Source organism: Streptomyces typhae, from assembly GCF_009755605.1.
Taxonomy (GTDB): Bacteria; Actinomycetota; Actinomycetes; order Streptomycetales; family Streptomycetaceae; genus Streptomyces; species Streptomyces typhae.
In genome coordinates, this window is the sequence record NZ_WPNZ01000003.1 from 167134 (window position 1) to 191615 (window position 24482).

17 protein-coding genes are annotated in these 24482 nt (G+C 72.8%); 7 read left to right on the plus strand and 10 right to left on the minus strand.

All coding sequences use genetic code 11. The features are described 5' to 3' along the window. Positions 1-4 precede the first annotated feature (4 nt). Together GPA10_RS07300 and GPA10_RS07305 are read left to right on the plus strand one after the other, a co-directional pair. The gene (locus GPA10_RS07300; RefSeq protein ID WP_157164756.1) at positions 5-781 is read left to right on the plus strand and encodes a class I SAM-dependent methyltransferase; all 777 of its coding nucleotides are present in this window, start codon (positions 5-7) and stop codon (positions 779-781) included. A 103-nt stretch (positions 782-884) separates the two neighbouring features. Then, positions 885-2699, plus strand: coding sequence for an arabinofuranosyltransferase AftB family protein (locus tag GPA10_RS07305; protein ID WP_157164757.1), 1815 nt, complete (start codon positions 885-887; stop codon positions 2697-2699). Positions 2700-2814: 115 nt separating this feature from the next. Here GPA10_RS07305 and GPA10_RS07310 read toward each other — a convergent pair whose 3' ends face one another. From GPA10_RS07310 to GPA10_RS07320, 3 genes are all read right to left on the minus strand, one after another. Then, positions 2815-4476 carry a vWA domain-containing protein gene (locus tag GPA10_RS07310; protein WP_157164758.1) on the minus strand — a complete coding sequence of 554 codons (1662 nt, stop codon included), beginning with the start codon at positions 4474-4476 and terminating at the stop codon, positions 2815-2817. A 117-nt stretch (positions 4477-4593) separates the two neighbouring features. Beyond that, positions 4594-5532: an ABC transporter permease gene (locus tag GPA10_RS07315; protein WP_246258889.1), complete on the minus strand. Its 939-nt coding sequence runs from the start codon at positions 5530-5532 to the stop codon at positions 4594-4596. Then, positions 5529-8354 (minus strand): alpha/beta fold hydrolase, encoded by a 2826-nt coding sequence (locus GPA10_RS07320; protein WP_157164759.1) that lies wholly within the window; start codon positions 8352-8354, stop codon positions 5529-5531. Before GPA10_RS07320 ends, GPA10_RS07315 begins: the two co-directional genes overlap by 4 nt. 157 nt (positions 8355-8511) lie before the next feature. On the opposite strand from GPA10_RS07320, the gene GPA10_RS07325 reads away from it, so the two are divergent. Next, the gene (locus GPA10_RS07325; protein WP_157164760.1) at positions 8512-9816 is read left to right on the plus strand and encodes a threonine synthase; all 1305 of its coding nucleotides are present in this window, start codon (positions 8512-8514) and stop codon (positions 9814-9816) included. A gap of 115 nt (positions 9817-9931) precedes the next feature. On the opposite strand, the gene GPA10_RS07330 is transcribed toward GPA10_RS07325, so the two are convergent. The 6 genes from GPA10_RS07330 to iolC all read right to left on the minus strand — a co-directional run bounded on the left by GPA10_RS07330 (position 9932) and on the right by iolC (position 17928). Beyond that, positions 9932-11341: an APC family permease gene (locus GPA10_RS07330; RefSeq protein ID WP_157164761.1), complete on the minus strand. Its 1410-nt coding sequence runs from the start codon at positions 11339-11341 to the stop codon at positions 9932-9934. Positions 11342-11662: 321 nt separating this feature from the next. Continuing rightward, on the minus strand, positions 11663-13174 hold the full coding sequence (gene mmsA / locus GPA10_RS07335) for a CoA-acylating methylmalonate-semialdehyde dehydrogenase (protein ID WP_157164762.1): 1512 nt from the start codon (positions 13172-13174) through the stop codon (positions 11663-11665). Positions 13175-13187: 13 nt separating this feature from the next. After that, on the minus strand, positions 13188-15116 hold the full coding sequence (gene iolD, locus GPA10_RS07340) for a 3D-(3,5/4)-trihydroxycyclohexane-1,2-dione acylhydrolase (decyclizing) (protein ID WP_246258890.1): 1929 nt from the start codon (positions 15114-15116) through the stop codon (positions 13188-13190). Then, positions 15113-15916 (minus strand): 5-deoxy-glucuronate isomerase, encoded by an 804-nt coding sequence (gene iolB, locus GPA10_RS07345; RefSeq protein ID WP_157164763.1) that lies wholly within the window; start codon positions 15914-15916, stop codon positions 15113-15115. The genes iolD and iolB overlap by 4 nt, the downstream gene beginning before the upstream one ends. A gap of 52 nt (positions 15917-15968) precedes the next feature. Further along, complete coding sequence (locus GPA10_RS07350; RefSeq protein WP_425505695.1) at positions 15969-16844, minus strand: Cgl0159 family (beta/alpha)8-fold protein; 876 nt, start codon at positions 16842-16844, stop codon at positions 15969-15971. Positions 16845-17001: 157 nt separating this feature from the next. Then, on the minus strand, positions 17002-17928 hold the full coding sequence (gene iolC / locus GPA10_RS07355) for a 5-dehydro-2-deoxygluconokinase (protein ID WP_246258937.1): 927 nt from the start codon (positions 17926-17928) through the stop codon (positions 17002-17004). 175 nt (positions 17929-18103) lie between these two features. On the opposite strand from iolC, the gene GPA10_RS07360 reads away from it, so the two are divergent. From GPA10_RS07360 to GPA10_RS07375, 4 genes are all read left to right on the plus strand, one after another. Next, positions 18104-19003, plus strand: a complete 900-nt coding sequence (locus tag GPA10_RS07360; protein ID WP_157164765.1) for a sugar phosphate isomerase/epimerase family protein — start codon at positions 18104-18106, stop codon at positions 19001-19003. 325 nt (positions 19004-19328) lie between these two features. Beyond that, a complete protein-coding gene (locus GPA10_RS07365; protein ID WP_058848559.1) occupies positions 19329-19529 on the plus strand; it encodes a hypothetical protein in 201 nt (66 codons plus the stop codon). A 155-nt stretch (positions 19530-19684) separates the two neighbouring features. Beyond that, complete coding sequence (locus GPA10_RS07370) at positions 19685-19930, plus strand: heavy-metal-associated domain-containing protein (RefSeq protein WP_157164766.1); 246 nt, start codon at positions 19685-19687, stop codon at positions 19928-19930. 166 nt (positions 19931-20096) lie between these two features. Continuing rightward, positions 20097-22376 (plus strand): heavy metal translocating P-type ATPase, encoded by a 2280-nt coding sequence (locus GPA10_RS07375; RefSeq protein ID WP_157164767.1) that lies wholly within the window; start codon positions 20097-20099, stop codon positions 22374-22376. Between the two features lie 623 nt (positions 22377-22999). Here GPA10_RS07375 and GPA10_RS07380 read toward each other — a convergent pair. Then, positions 23000-24301, minus strand: a complete 1302-nt coding sequence (locus GPA10_RS07380) for a citrate synthase (protein ID WP_058848556.1) — start codon at positions 24299-24301, stop codon at positions 23000-23002. Between the last annotated feature and the right edge of the window lie 181 nt (positions 24302-24482).

The following is a 24482-nucleotide window of genomic DNA, read 5'->3' on the forward strand; positions in this document are numbered from 1 at the left end:
GCGCATGGTCAATTCCTATGCGGAACTCTCAGGTCACTACGACCGGATCATGACCTCGGGCTACTACGACTACGACGACTACGCCCGCACCCTGCTCGCCCTCCTGCCGGACCGCCCGCACCTCCTCGAACTGGGCACCGGCACCGGCCTCGTGGTCGAGAAGGTCCTGGAACTCGCGGACGCCGCACCCGGCGCCCCTGCCGCCGCGCCGCACATCACCGGCATCGACCACACGGAGAGCATGCTGGCCCAGGCCCGCGCCCGCGTGGGCGAGCGCGCCCGCTTCGTACGGCAGGACATCCTGCACCTGGACATGCCCGCCCAGTTCGACGCCGCGTTCTCGGTGGGCGGCGTCTGGTACCACACCCCGAGCCCGGAACCGGAACCGGAACCGAACCCTGCGGATGGCACCACGCACGACGGCACCCTGCTGTGCAGCCACCTCCTGGAGGACGAGGACAACATCCGGGCGCTCAGGAACGTGCACGCCGCCCTCCGCCCCGGCGGCGTCCTCGTCCTGGCCCGCCAGGCCGCCCACCACGACTACGAACGCGACCTGCCGGACGGCCTGGTGTACGCGCAGGCGATCCGGCGGACGGGGGCCGGCCGGTACGTGAAGGATTACTACGTCAAGCGGGGCTCCGGGGAGGTCGTGGCGCATCAGCGGTGCCAGTACCGCACCTATCCGGAGGCGCGGGCCATCGGTCTGCTCAAGGACTGCGGCTTCCGGGCGGAGCGCGTCAGCGACAACGGGCTGCTGCATCTCTACACGCGCGTGTAGCGCCCCGCGGCCGCGCGCCCCGCACCCCTTGCCTCCCTCCCACCTCGTCTCTCTCGTACCTCCACCGTTCAAGCCGTCACTGACCTGCGCCGAAGTACGGTGCATGACGTTTACGCGCACTCCCGTCCGACAAGCCCGCCCCGGGGGCGCCGCCGCCGGGGCGGGCGCCGTGCGCTCGGGCGGCCGGTTCGACACCGTCCGGTCGCCCTTGCGGTGGGCGCTGCGCCTGGCGCCCGCGGTGCTGATCCTCGTCGCCGGGTACCAGCGGCGCTGGATGTCCGACGACGGCCACATCTACGTCCGTACGGTCCGGCAGGTCCTCGCGGGCAACGGGCCCGTGTTCAACGCGGGCGAGCGCGCCGAGTCGTCCACCGGGACGCTGTGGCAGTGGCTGCTCGTGCTCGCCGGGCTGCCGGGCGCCGACATCGCCGCCGCGGCCGTGTACGGCGGGCTGCTGCTCACCGCGGCCGGGTTCGCGCTCGCCGCGTGGGGGGCGGTGCGCCTGCACAACGCCTCGCGCGCCTCCCGCGTACCACGCGCGCCCCGCCTCCTGCTGCCCCTCGGCGCCCTGGTCCTCCTCGCCCTGCCGCCCGTCTGGGACTTCGCCACCTCCGGTCTGGAGACGGGGCTCGCCACCTGCTGGATCGGCGGTGCCTGGCTGCTGCTCGTCGCCCGGCCACGCTCCCTCGGCACGGCCTTCGTCCTCGGCCTCGGCCCCCTGGTCCGCCCCGACCTGGCCCTGGTCTCCTTCGTGTTCCTGGGCGCGCAGTGGGTGAGCGCGCGCCCCTCGTGGCGCGGCGCGCTCGCCGGTGCGGGCGCTGCGGGCGCGCTGCCCGTCGCGTACGAGATCTTCCGCATGGGCTACTACGGCCATCTGATGCCCCTGCCCGGCGTCACCAAGGAGGCCTCGCAGAGTCTGTGGGCGCGCGGTTTCACCTATCTGGGCGACTTCACCGGGCCCTATCTGCTGTGGCTGCCCGCCCTGTTCGTCGCGGCGGCCCTGCTGCCGTCCTGCCTAGGGCGGCTCTTCTCGCGCGGCCGGCTCTCCCCGCCGCCCGCGCCGTCCACCCCGGCGCCCGCGCCCGCACTCGCGCCCGAACTCGCGCCCCTGCTCGCGCCGGTCGTAGCCGGAGTGCTCTGCTGGGTGTACGTCATCAAGGTCGGCGGGGACTTCATGCACGGGCGGATGTTCCTTCCGGGGCTCTTCCTGCTGCTGCTCCCGGTGTTCCTGGTGCCTGCCACGCGCGCGTGGGCGACGGCCGCCGTCGGCGTGGGCGTGTGGGCCCTGGTGTGCGCGGGCGGGCTGCGGATCGGTTACGAGGGGCTCATCGGGCCCGGCGGCATCGCCGACGAACGCGGTGTGTACGTCCGGCAGAACGCCTCGGCGCACCCCGTGCACCACACCTTCGGCGGCTACCGGGAGAACGCGGCGTTCGCACGCGAGGTGCGGGCCGCGGGGCGCGCGGACGCGCCCGCGCTGTTCCTCGCCCGTAACAGGGTGGACGCCGACTCGCCCTCCGTGACCGCCTATTACGCCACCCTCGGCCTCAACGGCACCGTCGTCCCCCTCGACGGCGCGGCGCTCGACCCGATCGGCCTCGCCTATCCCCTTGCCGCCCACTCGGAACGCATCCCCGGGCGCCGCGTCGGCCACGACAAGTGGCTGCCCGACGAGTGGATCCTCGCCGACCGCGGGGCCGGTGCCCTGCCGGCCGGGTTCCGCGAGGAGCGGGTGGCGGCGGCGCGGCGCGCCCTGCGGTGCGGGGCGTTGGCCGAGCTTCGCTCCGCCACGCGGGGGGCGCTCACGCCTGGCCGGTTCTTCCGCAATGTCGTCGGGGCTCCGGGGCGGACGTCCTTCCGGTTCCCGAACGACCCCCTGCGGGCGGAGCGTCAACTCTGCGGCGCCAAGGCCCCCTGAGGGGCGCGGGGAACTGCGCGCTCAGCGCGCGACGAGCCGCAGACGCGTCTGCCGAGCAACTGTGCAGACGCGTCTGCGGCTTTTTCGTGGCTGAGCGCGCAGTTCCCCGCGCCCCTCAGAAGCGCAGCTCGTTAGCGCGGCGGACGCCGTCCGCCAGCTCCCTCACCGCCTTGTCGCGCGTCACGAAGGCCAAGGCCTCGGCCCAGTCCTCCAACCCGGCCGGGGACGGCGCCCCGGGAAGCGACGACGTACCGCGGAGGCCCTCCGCGAAGTACGCCGCGGCGGCGGCCACCTGGAGGCCGGAGCCGGACTCGGTCAGCGGGCCGTCGAGGTCGGCGGCGGCCACGCCGGCGGACTCCTCGCGCGGCGCACGGCTGCGCGGGTCGAGCCAGCGGACGCGCGCCGTGGCCACGGGCCCGTCCGCCCCGGGCCGGGTGCGCACCGCGTACAGGGCCGTCACGGTGTGCCCGGTCCCGACCTCCCCGCCGTCGACCCGGTCGTCCCGGAAGTCCTCGTCGGCGACGCGCCGGTTGTCGTACCCGATGAGCCGGAACCGCTCGACGGTCCCCGCGTCGAACGCCACCTGCGCCTTGGCGTCCCGCGCGCGCAGGTCGATCTGCGCGGGCAGCCGCTCGCAGAACACCTCACGGGCGTCCGCCTCGTCCGCCACGTACGTGGTGTGGCCGTCGCCGCGGTCCGCGAGCCGCTCCATCAGGGCGTCCCCGTAGTCGCTGCCCACGCCGACGCCGAACAGCGTGATGCCGTGGGCGCGGCGGGCCTCCTCGACGCGGCGCAGGATGCCGTCGGCGGTGGTGTCACCGGTGTTGGCGAGGGCGTCCGAGAGGAGCACGACACGGTTGGTGGCGCCTGCACGCAGGCCGCGGGAGGCGGTGTCGTAGCCGGTGGTGATGCCTGCCTCCACGTTCGTCGAGCTGGTGGGGCGGAGCCGGTCGACCGCCGCGTGCACCCGGTCGCGGCCGTCGTCCAGGCGGGTCATCGGCAGGACGGTCTCGGCGCGGTCGCTGAAGGTGACGAGGGCCACGGAGTCGTCGTCGCGCAGCTGGTCGGTCATGACGCCGAGCGACTTCCTGACCAGGTCGAGGCGGCCCGGTTCGGCCATGGAGCCGGAGATGTCGACGACGAAGGTGAGGGCGGCGGGCGGGCGTGCGCGGCGCTCGTCGTCCGCCCGGGTGGCGAGGCCGACGCGCATCAGGGACCAGCCGTCGGCGCCGGTGCGGGCGCCGTCCACCGTCACGGAGAAGCCGTCGCCGTCCGGCCGCGGGTAGTCCTGCCGGAAGCTGTTCACGAACTCCTCGGGGCGCACCGCCGCCGGGTCGGGCAGGCGGCCCCGGTCGAGGGCGCGGCGCGCGTAGCCGTAGGAGGCGGTGTCCACGTCCAGGGCGAAGGTGGAGAGCAGGTCGGCGGGGGCGGGGCCGGGGGCGATGTCTCGGTCGCCGCCCTCCGTCCGGTCCTCCCGCCCGTCCTCCGGCCGGTCCTCCCACCGGTCCTGCGTCCGGCCGCCGTCCGGTGCGCCGGGAGCGGGGGCGCCGTAACCAGGGGCGTGCGGCGCGGGCTGCGCCCCCGACGCGCGCTTCTCGCCGGTTCGCGGGCGGTTGTCGTCACCGCCCCCGCCGTCGCACCCTGCCAGCAGCAGGCCGCCCGCCAGGACTGCGGCGACCGCTCCGAGTCCGGTACTTCGTGCACTTCGTGTACTTAGTGCGTGGGTACGCGGGAACGGCGCAAGTCGTGGGGCAGGCAGCTCGTCTCGTCGGCTCATGTGCCTGTGACGGCCGGGCGGGCAAGGACGATCGGTCCCCCGCGTTGCGGAAGGGTCTCAAGTCGGCCACGACACCAGGGAGCCGGGCACGGCCACGACACCAGGGGCCGGGTACGGCTACGACACCACGTCCTTCCGCGAGAACCCCCGGAACGCGAGGGCGAACAGCACCAGCGCATACGTGACCGAGATCGCCGAGCCCTGGATCATGCCGCCCCACTCGGGTGTCGGCTGGAACACGTCCGCCCACGCGAACTGCCAGTGCGCGGGCAGGAAGTCGCGCCAGCCGCCGAGGGCCGTGACCGCGTCCAGGACGTTCCCTGCGATGGTCAGGCCGACGGCTCCGCCGACCGCTCCGAGCGGGGCGTCGGTCTTGGTCGAGAGCCAGAAGGCGAGGCCCGCGGTGACCAGTTGGGACACGAAGACGTACGCGACGACGACCGCGAGGCGCCGTGCCGCCGTGCCCGCGTCGAGGGTGCCGCCGGTGGGGATCTCCAGCGGCCCCCACCCGTACGCGGCGACGCCGACCGCGAGCGCCACCAGGGGCAGGAGCACCATCGCGGCGGCGCTCAGGCCGAGCGCCACGGCGAGCTTGGACCACAGCAGCCGGGCCCGCGGCACGGGCGCGGCGAGCAGATAACGCAGGCTCGACCAGCCCGCCTCGGAGGCGACGGTGTCGCCGCAGAACAGCGCCACGGGGATCACGAGCAGGAAACCGGCCGACACGAACAGGCAGGTCGCGGCGTAGTTCGCACCCGACGCGGTGGCCGTGTCCATCAGCGTGACCTCGTCGTTGCGCCCGCCCGGCGAACCGGCCACGGCGAACGCGACGAGCAGCACGAACGGCAGCAGCGCGAGCACACCGCCCATCACCAGGGTGCGCCGCCGCTTGAGCTGGCGGACGGCCTCGACGCGCAGGGGCAGGGTGCGCCCCGCGCGGTAGCCGGGCGCGGTGGCGCGCTCGGCGGGCGAGTCCCCCAGGCCGGGGCCGGGGCCCTCGTCCTGGCCCGCGGCCGTCGCGCCCGCCGTGTCCGGCGTGCTCTCGGTCGCCGTCATGCGGTGCCTCCGATCAGGGTCAGGAACGCGTCCTCCAGGCGGCGGTGCGGCCCGACGGACTCCACGGGGACTTCGAGCCGCACCAGCTCGACGAGCAGCCGGGACGCCGCGGAACCGACCCGGTCGGCGTCAGCCACGGAACCGACCTGGTCGGCGTCAGCCCCGGAACCGGCGTGGCCGGTGTCGGCCACGGAAGCTGCCTGACGCGTGTCGGCCACGGAAGCTGCCTGACGCGTGTCGGCCGCGGACGCGAGCCGCACGAGAAGGCCCCCCTCGGCCCGCACCGCCGACGCCACGCCGGGCAGCGACGCCACCTTCTCCACCAGCGGGTCGGGAATGTCGGCCGCGAGACCCACCAGGAGCGTGTCCCCGGAGCCGACGATCTCGTCCACGGGGCCCGCCTGCACGAGCCGGCCGCGGTCCATGACGACCAGGTGCGTGCAGGACTGCTCGACCTCCGACAGGAGGTGACTGGAGACGATGACCGTGCGTCCGCCCTCGGCATACCGGATCATCACGCCGCGCATCTCGCGGATCTGCGGCGGGTCGAGGCCGTTGGTCGGCTCGTCCAGGATGAGCAGGTCCGGCAGGCCGAGCATGGCCTGGGCGATGGCGAGGCGCTGGCGCATGCCCTGGGAGTACGTGCGCACCGCGCGGGCGAGGGCGTCGCCGAGGCCGGCGATCTCCAGGGCCTCGTCGAGGTGGGCGTCCTCGGGCGGCCTGCCCGTGGCCTTCCAGTACAGCTCCAGGTTCTCGCGGCCGGAGAGGTGCGGCAGGAATCCGGCGCCCTCGACGAACGCGCCGACCCGGGACAGGACGGGCGCGCCGGGGCGGATCGCACGGCCGAAGACACGGATCTCGCCCGCGTCCGGGGCGATGAGACCCATGAGCATGCGCAGGGTCGTCGTCTTGCCCGCGCCGTTGGGTCCGAGCAGGCCGAGCACCTGGCCCTTCTCCACGCGGAACGACAGGTCACGGACCGCGTACCGGTCGGTGGACTTCGCGTACCGCTTGCTCAGGTCCGTGATCTGGAGGGGGACTTCGGCGAGCTTCAGGTCCGGCGCCGGAGCCGTGGCCCGCCTGCGGCCGAGGACCAGGAGGCCCGCCGCGAGCACCGCGCCGGTGAGCGGCAGCCACCACACCCAGGCGGGCAGCGGCGCCGCCGCGGTGTCCACGCCGGGGGCGGTCGGCACCTTCAGGCCGCTCTTCAACGACACCGTGTACGCGGCGGGTTCGGCCGGTGAGGCGTAGCCGAGGTCGGTCGAGGCGAGCACGAGGCTCAGCCGGTGGCCCTTCTTCAGTTCGTGGTCGACGGCGGGCAGCCGCAGGTCGACGTCCTTGCCGTCGACGGCGCCGCCGACGCGCACGGGCGACACGAGCTGTGCGGGCAGCACCTTGCGCTCGCCGCCGGGCCCGACGTCGTAGACCTTCCCGAACAGGACCGTGTCCTCGCTGTCGGACTTCACGTGGGCCCGCACAGTCGGCGCGCCGGTGATGCGCAGGTCCTTCGTCACCGGCTTCGAGTCGAACGCGGCGTGCTGGCCGGGGAAGTCCAGGGAGACGCCGATGCCGAGCGAGGAGAGCCGGGAGAGTCCGCCGCCCCCGCCGCCGCCCGCCGCGCCGCCGATGCCGGGCAGCCCGGACACGGCGGGCGGTGCGGCGCCCGCGGGGTTGTCGAAGGTCTGCGGGCGGCCGGTGAGCGGGATGTCGCGGACGCCGCTCGCGAGGCCCGGGTAGCGGTCGCCGGTGGCGCCGCGCAGGGTGGCCGCGCCGTCCGTCGAGTCGATGCCGCCGGTGCGGGTGACGCGGAAGGCGGGGCCGGTATCGACGCCCTTGTCGTCCTTCAGATAGCGGTCGAACCAGGCCCCGACGCGGCCCTCGACGCGGTCGGTCTCCATGTCGCCGCCGTCGTGGCCGCCTGCGATCCAGTCCACCGAGACCGGGGCGTGGTTGCCGCGGATCGTCCTGGCCATGGCGTCGGCCTGGTCGAGCGTGAACAGCGAGTCCGTCTGGCCCTGCACGATCAGGGCGGGCACCTCGATGCGGTCGCCGACGGCGGACGGGCTGCGCCCGGACAGCAGCTCACGCGCCTTCGCGTCCGGCTTCCCGGCCACCGCGACACGGTCGTACATCTCGCACAGCTGCTTCTCGAACCGGTCGCAGCCGCCGCCCGCGCTGAGGAACATGCCGGCCCACTGCTTCTTGAAGACGTCCCGCGGGAACAGCGCGTCCGCCAGGTTCCAGTACGTGATCATGGGGGCGATGGCATCGATCCGCCGGTCGTACCCGGCGGCCAGCAGCGAGACCGCGCCGCCGTACGAGGCGCCCGTGACGCCCACGCGCGGGTCGCCTGCCTTGTCGAGCCGCACCTCGGGGCGTTCCGCCAGCCAGTCGACGAGCCTGCGGACGTCGGCGACCTCGCCCTTCGGGTCGTTCAGGCCGATCCTTCCGGTGGAGGCGCCGAAGCCGCGCGCGGACCAGGTCAGGACCGCGTACCCGTCGCGGGCGAGCTTCTCGGCCTGGTCGCGCACGTCGTTCTTGCTGCCGCCGAAGCCGTGTCCGACGAGGACGGCGGGGCGCTTCTTCCCGGGGTCGCCCGCCGTGAAGTACGACGTGTCGATCCGCACCTGGCGGCCGTCCGCCGACGTGCCCATGTCGAGCTGCTGGTCCGAGCGGCGCACGCCCGGGGCGTCGTCCGACGCGAGCGCCGTCCACGTACCCGCTGCGGCGAGCACCACGACCGCGGCCGCGGCGGCGAACAGCCGGCGCGGTCCGCGCAGCGCGGTCTTCCAGGCTCCGGTCCTGGGCCGTCGTAGATCCATGGCGTCAACGGTACGGGGGGCCACCGACAAGCAATGCCCCCGCCGGTCGGAACCCGGCTGCCTCCCGGGGAAGTACGCGGTGCGGCCCGCGTACCACCGCTGCGGTAGGCCCGGCTCCACGCCGTCCAACTGTCAGGGGCGCCTACCCTCTTGACCCATGACGTCTTCGCCCGCGACCCCCGCTTCGCCCGCGACCCCCACCGCGTCGCTGGCCACCGGCCAGCGCTCGCTCGGCGTCCCCGCCGACGCCGCGGACGCCCCCGGCACCGCTCCGGGGCCCGCGCCCCGTTTCCCGCTGTGGCCGCCGCTCACCGGGGGCTGCCCGGTCACGAGCACGGACTCCGTCGCGTACCCGGTCGAGGTCGACTACGCCTACGACGGGCTGCCCGCCGACTTCTTCGCGACCGCCGGGTCCCGCCCGCGCGGGCACGAGCGGTGGGCGCCCCTGCTTCCGCCCCTGTACGCCCCCGGGCTCGCGGAGGGCGGCACTCCGCTCCTTCCCCTGGAGACCCTTCCCCTGGAGGGCGGGGTATGGATCAAGGACGAGTCCCGCAATCCGACGTGGAGTCACAAGGACCGCCTCAACCGCGTCACCGTGAGCGCGGCGGTCGGCGTGGGCGCGGCGGGCGTCGTCGTCGCCTCGTCCGGCAACCACGGCGCGTCGGCGGCGGCGTACGCGGCGCGGGCCGGGCTGCGGTGCGCCGTCGTGACGTCCGTGGACGTGCCGCCCGCCGTCGACGCGTTCCTGCGCGCCTACGGGGCCACCGTGCTGCCCGTGCCCACCGAGGAGCGGTGGCCGCTGCTGCGCCGTATCGTCGAGCGCGCCGGGTACCACCCCGTCAGCAATCTCACGCCCGCCGCGCACACCGGGCACGCCTTCGGGCCCGAGGGCTACAAGACCATCGCCTACGAGATCTTCGCGGAGCTGGGTCTCGCCCCGGGCGCGGTGTTCGTCCCCACCGGCTACGGAGAGCTGCTGTTCGGCGTGTGGAAGGGGTTCACGGAACTCGCCCGGTACGGCCTCGTGGACCGGGTGCCCCGCATGTACGCCTGCGAGCCGGCCGCCGGGGGCCCGCTGGCCGCGGCCGTGCGCGCCGGGGTGCCCGCCGCGCACGTCTCCCCCGGGCCCACGGCCGCGTACGCCATCGACTGTGCCGTGGGCGGGTACCGGGGGGTGGTCGCGGTGCGGGAGAGCGGGGGTGGCGCCCTGCTCGTCTCCGACGCGGAGATGGCCGCGGCCCGGGACGAGCTGGCGCGGGGCGGGGTGTGGGGGGAGGTTTCCGCTGCCGCGGGGGTTGCGGGGGTGCGGCAGTTGGCCCGGGGCGGGTGGGCGGTGGAGGGGCCTGTGGTCTGTGTCTCCACTTCCAGTGGGTTCAAGGACCGGGATCTGCTGGCCGTTCCGTCGACCGGAGCGGTGGATCCGGGGGACTGGGCGGGGGTGGAGCGGCGGCTGCGGGGGTGAGGGGGCCGCGCGGGGGCGCCCCAGTCCCGCCCCTTCACCGAAACCGGGGCTCCGCCCCGGACCCCGTATCGGCCTGCGGCCTCGTCCTCAATCGCCGGACGGGCTGTTCAGACGGCTACTCCCCCGGCACACTCACCAACCACCGGCTCCCCCTCCGCGGCCGCAGATAGAACACCCAGTACAGCGTGGCCACCCCCACGATCCCCCCGGTCCACAGGAGGTGGCCGGTCTCCTGTTGGCTGAGGACGTAGGCGAGGACGGCCACGAGGGCCACGGGAACCCCGGGCCACAGCGGCATCCGCCAGGCGGGCGCGGCCCCGTGCGCCCCCCGCCGCCCGAGCAGCGCGGCAACGGCGACCAGCAGGTACATCCCGGTCACGGACACCCCGGTCACCCCGTACAGGGTGTCGAGGTCGACGAAGCAGAAGGCGGCGCCGGGCAGGCCCACGAGGAGGGTGGCGACCCAGGGCGAGCCGAAGCGGCCGAGGCGGGAGAGGACGGTGTTGACGGGGGCGGGCCAGGCCTTGTCGCGGGCGGAGGCGAACAGGACCCGGGAGTTCTGGATGACCATGACGATGCCGGCGTTGATGATGGCGAGGGCCACGCACAGGCTGATGAAGGTGGAGACGCCGGAACTGGACCAGGCGGCGACCATCCCGCCGATGTCACCGCTGGTGAGCGTCGCCAGATCGGGCGCGCCCATGGTGATCGCGGCGACCGGCACGAGGAGGACGACGGCGGAGATGCCGAGCGTGAGGAGCACGGTGCGGGCGACGTTGCGCCGCGGGTTCTCCATCTCCTCGGAGAGGTAGACGGCCGTGGAGAAGCCCTGGGTGACGAAGAGCGCGATGGCGAGCCCGGAGACGATCAGCATGGCGGTGACGGCGTCGGGGCCGCCGCCCGTGCCCGCCACCTCCGGACGGGCGAGGCTGCCCGCGCCGCGCTCGGCGTGCGCGAACCCGAGCACCGCGACGACCCCCGCGGCGACCACTTCGAGGACCAGGAAGACCCCGGTGATCCAGGCGTTGGCGCGCAGGTCGAGGAGGCCCGCGAGGGTGGCGAGGAGCATCACGCCCGCGCCCGCGAGGGACGGGTCGAGATGCACGACGGGCGCGAGGTAGTCGGCAGTGCCCATGGCGATGACGGGCGGCACGATCATGACGACGAGCAGGGACAGGACGAAGACGAGCCAGCCCGCGAGCCTGCCCGCCATCGTCGACACCATGGCGTACTCGCCGCCCGCGCTGGGGATCAGGGTGCCGAGCTCGGAGTAGCAGAACGCGACGCCCACGCAGAGCAGCGCGCCGATGGCGATGGTGAGGGCGGTGGCGGTGCCGAGCGAGGAGAAGAGGTCGGGGACGACGACGAAGAGCGTGGACGCGGGGGTCACGCAGGAGAGGGTGAGCAGGGTGCCGCCGACGACACCGATGGACCGCTTCAGCTGCCGCGGCGCCCCGTCCGGCGCCGGAGTCGTCTCCGGGGCGAGGGCGGTCGGGGACGGAGGCGAGGGCAGCGTTTCGGTCATGCGGTGGATCCGATCGGCTCGTACCGGAAGGGGGTGCGGAGCCGTCAGGAAACCCCGGCGTCAACAAGACGTCAATGGCCGGTCACCTACGGAATCCGCACCTCCAACGATCATCAACTGGCCATGGAATCGCAGACCTTGACGCCTGAAGGGTCATTTTCCATAAGAGACGTACCGATGAGCCTTCGCATGGAAGGACGAAATCGAGGAGTACCTTTCACACCCCATTTCTCCCCTCCCTACGGGAACCGCAGCACTCGCCCGGAAAAAGAAACGAAGCCGTCCGCAGGGCGGACGGCTTCGTTCAGGGGGTCGCGGCTGTCAGTGGTTGCGCGGGAACCCCAGGTCCACGCCCGCGGGCGCGTCGGAGGGGTCGGGCCAGCGGGTGGTGACGACCTTGCCGCGGGTGTAGAAGTGCGTGCCGTCGTTGCCGTAGATGTGGTGGTCGCCGAAGAGGGAGTCCTTCCAGCCGCCGAAGGAGTGGTAGCCGACGGGGACCGGGATCGGCACGTTCACGCCGACCATGCCCGCCTCGACCTCCAGCTGGAAGCGGCGGGCCGCGCCGCCGTCCCGGGTGAAGATCGCCGTGCCGTTGCCGAACGGCGAGGAGTTGATGAGGGCGAGGCCCTCCTCGTAGGTGTCGACGCGCAGCACGCACAGGACCGGGCCGAAGATCTCGTCCTTGTAGGCGTCGGCCGTCACCGGCACCCGGTCGAGCAGGGAGAGGCCGATCCAGTGGCCGCCCTCGTGTCCCTCGACGGTGAACCCGGTGCCGTCCAGGACGACCTCGCTGCCCTGGGCCGCGGCGCCCGCGACGTACGACGCCACCTTGTCGCGGTGGGCGGCCGTGATGAGCGGGCCCATCTCGGAGGCCGGGTCGTCGCCGGGACCGATCTTGATCTTCTCGGCGCGCTCCTTGATCTTGGCGACGAGCGTGTCGCCGACCGCGCCGACGGCGACCACCGCGGAGATCGCCATGCAGCGCTCGCCCGCCGAGCCGTACGCGGCGGACACGGCGGCGTCGGCCGCCGCGTCCAGGTCGGCGTCCGGCAGGACCAGCATGTGGTTCTTGGCGCCGCCGAGCGCCTGGACGCGCTTGCCGTTGGCGGATGCCGTGGTGTGGATGTGGCGGGCGATCGGGGTGGAGCCGACGAAGGACACCGCTGCCACGTCCGGGTGGGCCAGGAGGCGGTCCACGGCCACCTTGTCGCCGTGCACGACGTTGAAGACGCCGTCCGGCAGACCGGCCTCGGCGAGCAGCTCCGCGACGCGCATCGACGCCGACGGGTCCTTCTCGCTGGGCTTGAGGACGAAGGTGTTGCCGCAGGCGATGGCGAGCGGGAACATCCACATCGGCACCATGGCCGGGAAGTTGAACGGCGTGATGCCCGCGACGACGCCGAGCGGCTGGCGGATCGAGGAGACGTCCACGCGGCTGGCGACCTGCGTGGACAGTTCGCCCTTGAGCTGCACGCTGATGCCGCACGCCAGGTCGACGACCTCCAGGCCGCGGGCGACCTCGCCGAGGGCGTCGGAGTGCACCTTGCCGTGCTCGGCGGTGATCAGTTCGGCGATCTCGTCGCGGTGCGCGTCGAGCAGCGCCCGGAACTTGAACAGGATCGACGTGCGCTGGGCCAGGGAGGACTGGCCCCAGGCCGTGAACGCGCCCTTCGCGGCGGCCACGGCGGCGTCCACCTCGGCCGGCGAGGCGAACGCCACCCGGGTCGTCACGGCGCCGGTGGCCGGGTCGGTGACGGGGCCGTACGTACCGGACGCGCCCTCGACGCTCTTGCCACCGATCCAGTGGTCGACGGTCTTCGTCGTGTTCGTCATGCCGGGTTTCCCTTCACAAGTGGCGGCGCCGGGTCGAGACGTGCCGGTCGTACTCCTCGCGGGCCTCGACCGCCGACGTGCGCGTCGCGGTCTCGGCCACGGGCACATCCCACCACGCCTGTGCCGGGGGCGGGCCCGACACTGTGTCTGCCGTTTCCGTCTCCACGTAGACACATGCGGGGCCGTCCGCTGCACGCGCTTCGCGCAGCGCGGCGCGCAGCTCACGGACGGTCTTCGCGCGGGTCACGGGCAGTCCGAGGGACGCCGCGTTGGCGGCGAGGTCGACCGGCAGCGGGGTTCCGGTATAGCTCCCGTCGGGGGCCCGGTGGCGGTAGGCGGTGCCGAAGCGCTCCCCGCCCACGGACTCCGACAGGCCCCCGATGGAGGCGTAGCCGTGGTTCTGGAGGATCACGACCTTGATGGGGATGTTCTCCTGCACGGCCGTGACGATCTCGGTGGGCATCATCAGATACGTCCCGTCGCCGACCAGGGCCCACACGGGCCGCTCGGGCGCGGCCAGGGACACCCCGATCGCGGCCGGGATCTCGTAGCCCATGCAGGAGTAGCCGTACTCCACGTGGTACTGGCGCGGCGAGCGGGCCCGCCACAGCTTGTGCAGGTCGCCGGGGAGCGATCCGGCCGCGTTGACGAGGACGTCCTCGTCGGTGACGATCTCGTCGAGCAGGCCGAGCACCTGCGTCTGGGTCGGCCGGACGTCCGGTTCGTCCGCTTCGTACGCGGCGTCGACGCGGTGCTCCCAGCGCTGCTTGTCGTCCGTGTACTCGGTCACGTACGCGGGGTCGACACGGTGGCCGGTGAGCACGTCCCGCAGCCCTTCGAGGGCGGCGCGGGCGTCCGCGACGACCGTCGTGGCCGCCATCTTGTGCGCGTCGAACGCGGCGACGTTGAGGTTGAGGAAGCGCACGCCGGGCGCGGCGAAGAGGGTGCCGGACGCGGTGGTGAAGTCGGTGTAGCGGGTGCCGACGCCGATGACCAGGTCGGCGGTGCGGGCCAGTTCGTCGGCGGTGGAGGTGCCGGTGTGGCCGATGCCGCCGACGTCGGCCGGGTGGTCGTGGCTGAGGGAGCCCTTGCCCGCCTGGGTGGCGGCGACGGGGATGCCGGTGGCGTCCGCGAGGGCGGCGAGGGCCTGCTCGGCGGCGCTGTGGTGGACGCCGCCGCCCGCGACGACCAGGGGCCGGTCGCTGTCGCGCACCAGGCTCGCGGCGGCGGCGAGTTCGGCGGGGTCGGGGGCCTGGCGGCGCACGGACCACACCCGCTCGACGAAGAACTCCTCCGGCCAGTCGTACGCCTCCGCCTGCACGTCCTGCGGCAGGGCGAGCGTCACCGCGCCGGTGTCGACGGGGTCGGTGAGCACCCGCATCGCCTGGAGCGCGGCCGGGATCAGCGCCTCGGGGCGGGTGATCCGGTCGAAGTACCTGGAGACGGGCCGCAGGCAGTCGTTCACGGACACGTCGCCCGCGTACGGCACTTCGAGCTGCTGGAGCACCGGGTCCGCGGGGCGGGTCGCGAAGGTGTCGCCGGGCAGGAGGAGGACCGGCAGGTGGTTGACGGTCGCGAGGGCGGCGCCGGTGACGAGGTTGGTGGCGCCGGGGCCGATGGACGTGGTCACGGCCTGGGTGGAGAGGCGGCCGCACTGGCGCGCGTAGCCGACCGCCGCGTGCACCATGGCCTGTTCGTTGCGGCCCTGGTGGAAGGGCATCGCCTCGCCGTACTCGACGAGGGCCTGGCCGAGGCCCGCCACGTTGCCGTGTCCGAAGATGCCCCAGGTGGCGTCGACGAGGCGCCGCCGCTCGCCGTCCCGTTCGGTGAACTGCCTGGTCAGGAAGCGCACCAGGGCCTGGGCCGTGGTGAGCCGTACCCTGCCGGGCGTGCCGGCGGCGCCCAAGCTGCCGGTGTGCGTGCCGGTGTGCGTGCCGCTCATCGGTAACCCTCCGTGTGGTCGGGGTGGAAACAGATCTTCCACTCCCGCTCGTCCCCCGGTCCCGCCATCACATTCAGGTAGTACATGGTGTGCCCCGGCTGGGCCACGGACGGGCCGTGCCAGCCGTCGGGCACGAGCACGGCGTCCCCGGAGCGGACCTCGGCCAGCACATCGGTGCCGCCCTCGCGGGACGGGAACACCCGCTGGTAGCCGAAGCCGTGCTCGCCCTCGATCTCGAAGTAGTAGATCTCTTCGAGGACCGACTCGACGCCCGGCCGGTGCTCGTCGTGCTTGTGCGGCGGGTACGAGGACCAGTTGCCGCCGGGCGTGATCACTTCGACGGCGATCAGGCGGTCGCAGTCGAAGGCGTCGGCGGCGGCGAAGTTGCGGACCTGCCGGGCGCAGCCGCCGCTGCCGCGCTCCTCGACGGGGACCTCCGGCGCGGGGCCGTAGCGGGCGGGGAGTCGGCGCTCGCACTTCGCTCCTGCCAAAGCGAAGCGGCCTCCCACGCCGGAGGCGATCTGGATACGGGCGTCACGGGGCACGTAAGCGAAGTCGGTGACTCCGCTGAACACGCTCTCGCGGCCCAGGAGTTCGATGATCTCGCCCTCCGCGTGCACCGTACAGCCGCCGGTCAGCGGGAGCACGATCCATTCACTCTCTCCGGTGGCGAAGAAGTGCGTTCCGCCGGCCGGGATCTCGACGACACGCAGCCCCGCGTACGTCCAGGCTGCGGTTTTCGGGTCGATGGCGACGGCGTACGTGCCATCGGCCGCACTCCCTTTTGGTACGTACGTCATGCGGGGCTCCTCCTGATCGCGTAGGTCACTGCCGTCGCGTCCGCCGCCACGGCTACAGCAGGCCGACGGCGGTGTCGACGGCGCCCGCGACGTCGCCGTCCGGCGGGTACAGCAGGGTCCGCCCCGCGACCAGGCCCTGCACCGTGGGGAGCCGCAGGGCACCGCGCCACTTCTCGTACGCGGTGTCCGTACCCTTCGCGCCGCCCGCGTCACCGCCGAGGAGCACGGCGGGCAGCGTCGAGGTCTCCATGACGCGGGCCATGTCGTCGGGGTTCTCGGTGACCGGGACCTTCAGCCAGGTGTACGCGGAGGTGCCGCCGAGGCCGGAGGCGATGGCGATGGAGCGGGTGACGGCGTCGGCGCCCAGGTCGTTGCGGAGCACCCCGTCGGCGCTCCTGCGGCACAGGAACGGCTCGACGAACACCGGGAGCCTGCGGGCCGCCATGGCGTCCACGGCCCGCGCGGTGGCCTCCAGGGTCGTCAGGGAGCCGGGGTCGTCGTAGTCGACGCGCAGCAGCAGCTTGCCCGCGTCGAAGCCGGACCGCTCGATGTCCTCGGGGCGGTGGCCGGTGAAGCGGTCGTCCAGCTCGAAGGCGGCGCCCGCGAGTCCGCCGCGGTTCATGGAGCCCATGACGACCTTGTCCTCCAGGGCTCCCAGGAGCAGGAGGTCGTCGAGGATGTCGGCGGTGGCGAGGACGCCGTCCACGCCGGGGCGGGACAGCGCCTCGCAGAGGCGTCCCAGGAGGTCCGCGCGGTCCGCCATGGCCAGGGGGTCGCCCCCTGCCCCGAGGGCGCCGCGGGCCGGGTGGTCCGCTGCGACGATCATCAGGCGGCCCGAGGGGCCGACGAGGTCGCGCCGTTTGCGGCGGGCCGCGGCATCGGCGACGGCTTCGGGGTGCCGTACCCGGGTGCGTACGATCTCGCCCACATCGACCGGGGTCACGCCTTGTCCTCCGTACGCCCGCCGACCTCGCGTTGACCGAACGGCACCCGGAACCGCGGGCTGTGCCCACCCGTGCCGCCCCGCGGCACGACTGCCCACAGCGGACGCGGATGCGGCGGGCGCAGGCCCGTTGCCCGGAGGGTCACAGCACCGCCCCCGCCGCCAGCGCGGACTCCACCTCGGTGGCGTACGGCATCGCGGACGAGCACTCCAGGCGGGAGGCGACGATCGCCCCGGCCGCGTTCGCGTACCGGATCACGTGCTCCAGGTCCCAGCCGGAGAGCAGGCCGTGGCACAGCGCACCGCCGAACGCGTCCCCGGCCCCGAGCCCGTTCAGGACCGTCACCGGCAGCGGCGGCACCTCCACGACGTCACCCGCCCGGTTCATGGCCAGGACCCCCTTGGGCCCCTGCTTGACCACGGCGAGCTCCACGCCCGCGGCGAGCAGCGCCCCCGCCGCCGCCCGCGGCTCCCGCACCCCCGTGGCGATCTCCACCTCGTCCACGTTGCCCACGGCGACGCTCGCGTGCCGCAGCGCGGCGGCGTAGTGCGGCCGGGCCGCGTCCGGTTCCTGCCAGAACATGGGCCGCCAGTCGAGATCGAAGACGGTGACACCGCCGGAGCGGGCGCCGAGGGCCGCGATCGTCGCCGTCCGGCTCGGCTCCGCGCACAGGCCGGTCCCGGTCATCCAGAAGATCCGGGCCTCGGCGATCGCGTCGAGGTCGAGATCGGGCGCCGCGATCTCCAGGTCGGGCGCCTTCGGCTGCCGGTAGAAGTACAGCGGGAAGTCGTCGGGCGGGAACACCTCGCAGAACGTCACGGGCGTCGGCAGCTCCGCCACCGGGGCCACCCACCGGTCGTCCACACCGAACTCCCGGAGCTGCTCGCAAAGATACGAACCGAAGGGGTCCTGTCCCGTCCGCGTGACAACGCCCACGCGCCGCCCGAGCCGCGCCGCCGCGACCGCCACGTTCGCGGCCGAGCCGCCGAGGAACTTCCCGAACGTCGTGACCTGCGAGAGCGGCACCCCGGTCTGCAGGGGGTAGAGGTCCACCCCGATCCGGCCCATCGTGATGACGTCGTACGGATCGGTGTACGGATCGGTCACCCTGCACATCCCTTCCTGGAGGCAGCCTGTCGCCACCCCCAGGTCTAATCCCGCGCCAGGAACCCTGTCAACATTTTGTCCTGACATTCGGACTACTCCTTGACACTGTTCTCGGCGGACGGCGAGGCTTTCGGTCATGACGACGCTGTCCCGCATCCGGATCGGTTCGGCCCCCGACTCGTGGGGCGTGTGGTTCCCCGACGACCCGCGGCAGGTCCCCTGGAGCCGCTTCCTCGACGAGGTCGCCGCGTCCGGATACGAGTGGATCGAGCTCGGCCCGTACGGCTATCTGCCGACCGACCCCGCACGGCTCGCCGACGAGACGGGCCGCCGCGGCCTGAAGGTCTCCGCGGGCACCGTCTTCACGGGACTGCACCACGGGCCCGGCGTCTGGGACCGCACGTGGGAGCACGTCTCCGCCATCGCCGCGCTCACGCGGGCGACGGGCGCGCGCCATCTCGTCGTGATCCCGTCCTTCTGGCGCGACGACAAGAGCGGCGAGGTCCTGGAGGACTCCGCCCTCACCGCCGAGCAGTGGCACCACCTCGCCGTACAGACCGAGCGCCTGGGCCGCGAGGTGCGCGAGCGTTACGGCCTGACGGTCGTCGTCCACCCGCACGCCGACACCCACATCGACACCGAGGAGAACGTCGCCCGCTTCCTCGACGCGACCGACCCCGACCTGGTCTCGCTCTGCCTGGACACCGGTCACTACGCCTACTGCGGCGGCGACAGCGTCGAGCTCATCGAGACCTACGGCGAGCGCATCGGCTATCTGCACCTCAAGCAGGTCGACCCGGCCGTGCTCGCCGAGGTCCGCGCCGAGGACATGCCGTTCGGGCCCGCCGTCGCGCGGGGCGTGATGTGTGAGCCTCCGGCCGGTGTTCCCGCGCTCGAGCCCGTGCTGCGGGCCGCCCAGAAGCTGGGCGTGGACCTCTTCGCCATCGTCGAGCAGGACATGTACCCCTGCGAGCCGGACCGACCCCTGCCGATCGCCCGCCGCACCCGCGCGTTCCTGCGCTCCTGCGGGGCGTGAGGGGGGCGCCCTCAGGGGTGCGGGGAACTGCGCGATCAGCCACGGACAAGCCGCAGACGCGTCTGCTCAGCACTCGGCAGACGCGTCTGCGGCTTTTCTCTGGTTGCTCGCGCAGTTCCCCGCGCCCCTTACGGGGCGGGGCGCCCCGCTTCTGTCACAAATGTCCCGCGGATGCGGGGCTTGGGTCACAGACGCACCACAGGCGGACCCGCACGATCACTCTGCGTCGTTGGCAGGGCACAGGCTGAGTGATCGCCGGCGCGAGCGCCCGGCCCCCCGTCGGCCGTTCCGGCCGCCTCTGGGCGCTCGCAGTGAGGAGCCCTCCATGACCGACCGAAGGCTGTGGTCGTACAAGGACATCGCGGCGCACATCCGGGTACAGCCGGACACCGTGCGCTCCTACCGCAAGCACGGACTGCTGCCGGATCCCGACCACGTCGAGGGCGGCAAGCCCTACTGGTACGCCGACACCATCCGCGCCTGGGTCGCCTCCCGGCCGGGCAACCGCACCCGCCGGAACGGCTGAGCGGGGCCGGGACGGACGGCGGACGGCGCGCACTTCTTGGAAAATACCCCCTAGGGGTATAGTGTGAAGCATATCGGGGTTCCCTGGCACCACCGGAGCCCCACCGGCATGCCGACACGTCCATCGCGTCCACACCTTCCCCTGAGGAGAACGACATGACCGCCAACGCCCAGACCTCGCAGACCGGCTCCGTCACCACGGTGTTCGCGGTGAAGGGGATGACGTGCGGCCACTGCGAGGGCGCCGTGTCCAGCGAGATCTCGGAGCTGGGCGGCGTCAGCTCGGTCACGGCCGAGGCCGCCACGGGCAAGGTGACCGTGGTGTCCGACGCCGCGCTCGACGAGGCTGCGGTCCGCGCCGCCGTCGACGAGGCCGGGTACGAGCTCGTCGGCCAGGCCTGACCGCCGCCACGCCCCTGTCACCCCGCTCCGCCCGCGGGGCCCCGCGGCACGCCACCCACGGCCGCGGGGCCCGACCCGCTCGCACCTGCGCCGTTCCGGCCCGCCCCTTCCTCGTACGCCGCCCGGATTCCTCGTACGCCACCCGGAGAGCTGAAAGAACCCCCTCATGAAGACCTCCGAGGTCGAACTCGCCATCGGCGGAATGACCTGCGCCTCCTGCTCGGCCCGCATCGAGAGGAAGCTGAACCGCCTGGAGGGCGTGACCGCGTCGGTCAACCTCGCCACGGAGAAGGCGAAGGTGGCCTTCCCCGAAGGGGTGGAGGTCGGCCGGCTCGTCGCCACGGTGGAGAAGCTCGGCTACTCGGCGCACGAGATCGTCCCGCCCCCGCCGGACACCGGGGACGGCTCGGACCGTGCGGACGGAGGCGCCGCCGAGCGTCCCGTCACCACCGACCTCACCGAGGCCGACCGGCTGCTGCGGCGCCTGCTGGTCTCGGCGGCCCTCGCGCTGCCCGTCGTCGTCCTCGCGATGGTGCCCTCGCTCCAGTTCGCGTACTGGCAGTGGCTGTCCCTGACCCTGGCCGCGCCGGTCGTCGTGTGGGGCGGGCTGCCCTTCCACCGGGCGGCGTTCGTCAACGCCCGGCACGGCGCCGCGACCATGGACACCCTGGTCTCGCTCGGCACCCTCGCCGCCTTCGGCTGGTCGCTGTGGGCGCTGTTCCTCGGCACGGCGGGCGAGCCGGGCATGCGGCACGGCTTCGAGTTCACCATCGCGCGCGGCGACAGCTCATCGGCGCTCTATCTCGAAGTGGCCGCGGGCGTCGTCACCTTCATCCTGCTCGGCCGGTATCTGGAGGCGCGTTCCAAGCGGAAGGCGGGCGCGGCGCTGCGGGCGCTGCTCGAACTGGGCGCCAAGGACGTGTCCGTGCTGCGCCCCGACGGCAGCGAGGCGCGGGTGCCGGTCGGCCGCCTCGCCGTCGGTGACCGCTTCGTGGTCCGCCCCGGCGAGACCGTCGCCACCGACGGCACGGTCGTCGAAGGCGCGTCCGCCGTCGACGTCTCCATGCTGACCGGCGAGTCCGTGCCCGCCGACGTCGCGGTGGGCGACGCGGTGACGGGCGCGACCGTGAACGCGGGCGGGCGCCTGGTCGTCGAGGCGACCCGCGTCGGCGCCGACACCCAGCTCGCCCGCATGGCCCGGCTCGTGGAGGACGCGCAGAGCGGCAAGGCCGAGGTGCAGCGGCTCGCCGACCGCGTGGCGGCCGTCTTCGTACCGGTCGTCATCGCGCTCGCCGTCGCCACCCTCGGCTTCTGGCTCGGCAACGGCGCGGGCGCCGCCGCCGCGTTCACCGCCGCCGTCGCCGTCCTGATCATCGCCTGCCCGTGCGCCCTCGGCCTCGCCACGCCCACCGCGCTCATGGTCGGCACCGGGCGCGGCGCCCAGCTCGGCATCCTCATCAAGGGCCCCGAGGTCCTGGAGTCCACACGCCGCGTCGACACGGTCGTCCTGGACAAGACCGGCACGGTGACGACGGGACACATGGACCTGCACGAGGTGTACGCGACCGACGCCACCGACGAGAAGGAACTGCTGCGGCTCGCGGCCGCCCTGGAGCACGCCTCCGAGCACCCGGTCGCCCGCGCCGTCACGGCGGGCGCGGCCCGGCGGCTCGGCCTGGAGACGGGCGCGCTGCCCGCACCCCGGGACTTCGAGAACGTCCCCGGGTCCGGGGTGCGCGGCACGGTGGCCGGGCACACGCTGCTCGCCGGGCACGCCCGGTTCCTCGCCGACGCCGGCGTCACCGGCCTCGACGAGCTGACCGCGGCCAGGGAGCGCGCGGAGGCCGCCGGCCGCACCGCCGTCCTGGTCGCCTGGGACGGCGTGGCACGCGGCCTGCTCACGGTGGCCGACACGGTCAAGGCCGAGGGCCCCGACGCGGTCCGCGCGCTCCGGGACCTCGGCCTCGCCCCGGTCCTGCTGACCGGGGACAACCGCGCCGTGGCGCAGTCGGTCGCCGAGGCCGTCGGCATCGCTCCCGACGCCGTGTACGCCGAGGTGCTGCCCGAGGACAAGGCCGACGTGGTGCGCCGCCTCCAGGGCGAGGGCCGGGTGGTGGCGATGGTCGGGGACGGCGTGAACGACGCTGCCGCCCTGGCGACGGCCGACCTGGGGCTCGCCATGGGCACGGGCACCGACGCGGCCATCGAGGCGGGCGATCTGACGCTCGTACGGGGTGACCTCCGGGTGGCCGCCGACGCCATCCGGCTGGCCCGCCGGACCCTCGCCACGATCAAGGGCAACCTGTGGTGGGCCTTCGGCTACAACGTCGCCGCGCTGCCCCTCGCGGCAGCCGGACTGCTCAACCCGATGATCGCCGGAGCGGCCATGGCCTTCTCTTCCGTGTTCGTCGTCACCAACAGCCTCCGCTTGCGGTCTTTCACATAGCCTCGCGATCCTTCACACTGTCTTCGCGGGACTCTCACCTCAAGCGAGATATCCGCATATGAACCCTCTTGCGCGGGTTCGATGGCATATGCAAGAGACGTAGATCACAGCGATTGCAACGTAACCATCGAGGGGGCTCGCGAGTCTAAGAGGGCGACACCAGACGAATCTTGGGGGATCCGTTCGGTGTCGGGGGACATCTTGGGGGATGTCCCTGTAGGGGGTACCCCCTGCTCCTTCAGAGCTTGGGGGAGCGTTGGCCGGGGCACGTGCACCGGGGAGCTTTGAGCGGCCCTCCCGAGTTCGTACGCGTCCCGGCAGACCGCACCACCAACTCCCGGCCGGATCCCGTGGGGGGAATCCGCACCGGGGCACAGGAAAACACCCCGACCGTCGACCCGTGGGGGGATCGACGGCGGGGTGTTTTTCACTGGCACCCGCGCCCACTGCCTGTGGGCCTCAGCCCCGCTTCCCTCAGGGGCGCGGGGAACTGCGCGCTCAGCGCGCGAAAAGCCGCAGACGCGTCTGCTCAGTCACTCGGCAGATGCGGCTGCGGCTTCGTCGTGGCTGGTCGCGCAGTTCCCCGCGCCCCTGACGGGGCGCCCCCTAGGCGGAAGCCAAGGTCAGCGAGACTCCACCGGGACGAAGTCCCGGATCACCTCGCCGGTGTAGATCTGGCGAGGACGGCCGATGCGCGAGCCCGGCTCCTTGATCATCTCGTGCCACTGGGCGATCCAGCCGGGCAGCCGGCCGAGGGCGAACAGGACCGTGAACATCTCGGTCGGGAAGCCCATGGCCCGGTAGATCAGACCGGTGTAGAAGTCCACGTTGGGGTAGAGCTTGCGCTCGACGAAGTAGTCGTCGGCCAGCGCGTGCTCCTCCAGCTTCAGCGCGATGTCGAGCAGCTCGTCGGACTTGCCGAGCGCCGAGAGGACATCGTGCGCCGCCGCCTTGATGATCTTCGCCCGGGGGTCGAAGTTCTTGTAGACGCGGTGCCCGAAGCCCATGAGCTTCACGCCGTCTTCCTTGTTCTTCACCTTGCGGATGAAGGTGTCGACGTCGCCGCCGTTCGCCTGGATGCCTTCCAGCATCTCCAGGACCGACTGGTTGGCGCCGCCGTGCAGCGGACCCCACAGGGCCGAGATGCCCGCCGAGATCGAGGCGAACATGTTGGCCTGCGAGGAGCCGACCAGGCGCACCGTGGACGTCGAACAGTTCTGCTCGTGGTCCGCGTGCAGGATGAGCAGCTTGTCGAGCGCGGAGACGACGACCGGGTCCAGGTCGTACTCGGCGGCCGGCACCGAGAACGTCATGCGCAGGAAGTTCTCGACGTAGCCGAGGTCGTTGCGCGGGTAGACGACCGGGTGGCCCTGCGACTTCTTGTACGCGTACGCCGCGATCGTCGGCAGCTTGGCGAGCAGCCGGATCGTGGAGAGGTGCCGCTGCTTCTCGTCGAACGGGTTGTGGCTGTCCTGGTAGAACGTGGACAGCGCGCTGACCACGGAGGACAGCATCGCCATCGGGTGGGCGTCGCGCGGGAAGCCGTCGTAGAACCGCTTGACGTCCTCGTGCAGCAGCGTGTGCTGGGTGATCTCGTTCTTGAAGGTGGCCAGCTCGTCGACCTTCGGCAGCTCACCGTTGATCAGCAGGTACGCCACCTCGGTGAAGGTGGAGCTCTCCGCGAGCTGCTCGATCGGGTAGCCGCGGTAGCGCAGGATGCCCTGCTCACCGTCGAGATAGGTGATGGCGGATTTATAGGCGGCCGTGTTGCCGTAGCCGCTGTCCAGGGTCACCAGACCGGTCTGGGCGCGGAGCTTGCCGATATCGAAGCCCTTGTCGCCGACAGTGGACTCGATCACCGGGTAGGTGTACTCGTCGCCATCGCCGTACCGGAGTACTACAGCCTTGTTAGCGTTCTCGCTCACGTCATCCCTCACCGACGTTGTGCCTCTTCTTCGAGGTGCCCTGACTGTCTCTACCATCCCCCATTTGGCCCTGGAGAGTGCACTCGGGGTCGACCATTGGGCCTATTGGCGGCACTCAGTGCCGCCAACCTGCTCATCCTGCCCCCTGGATCCACGTTCCGAAAGTGCTCTGTGACCTTTC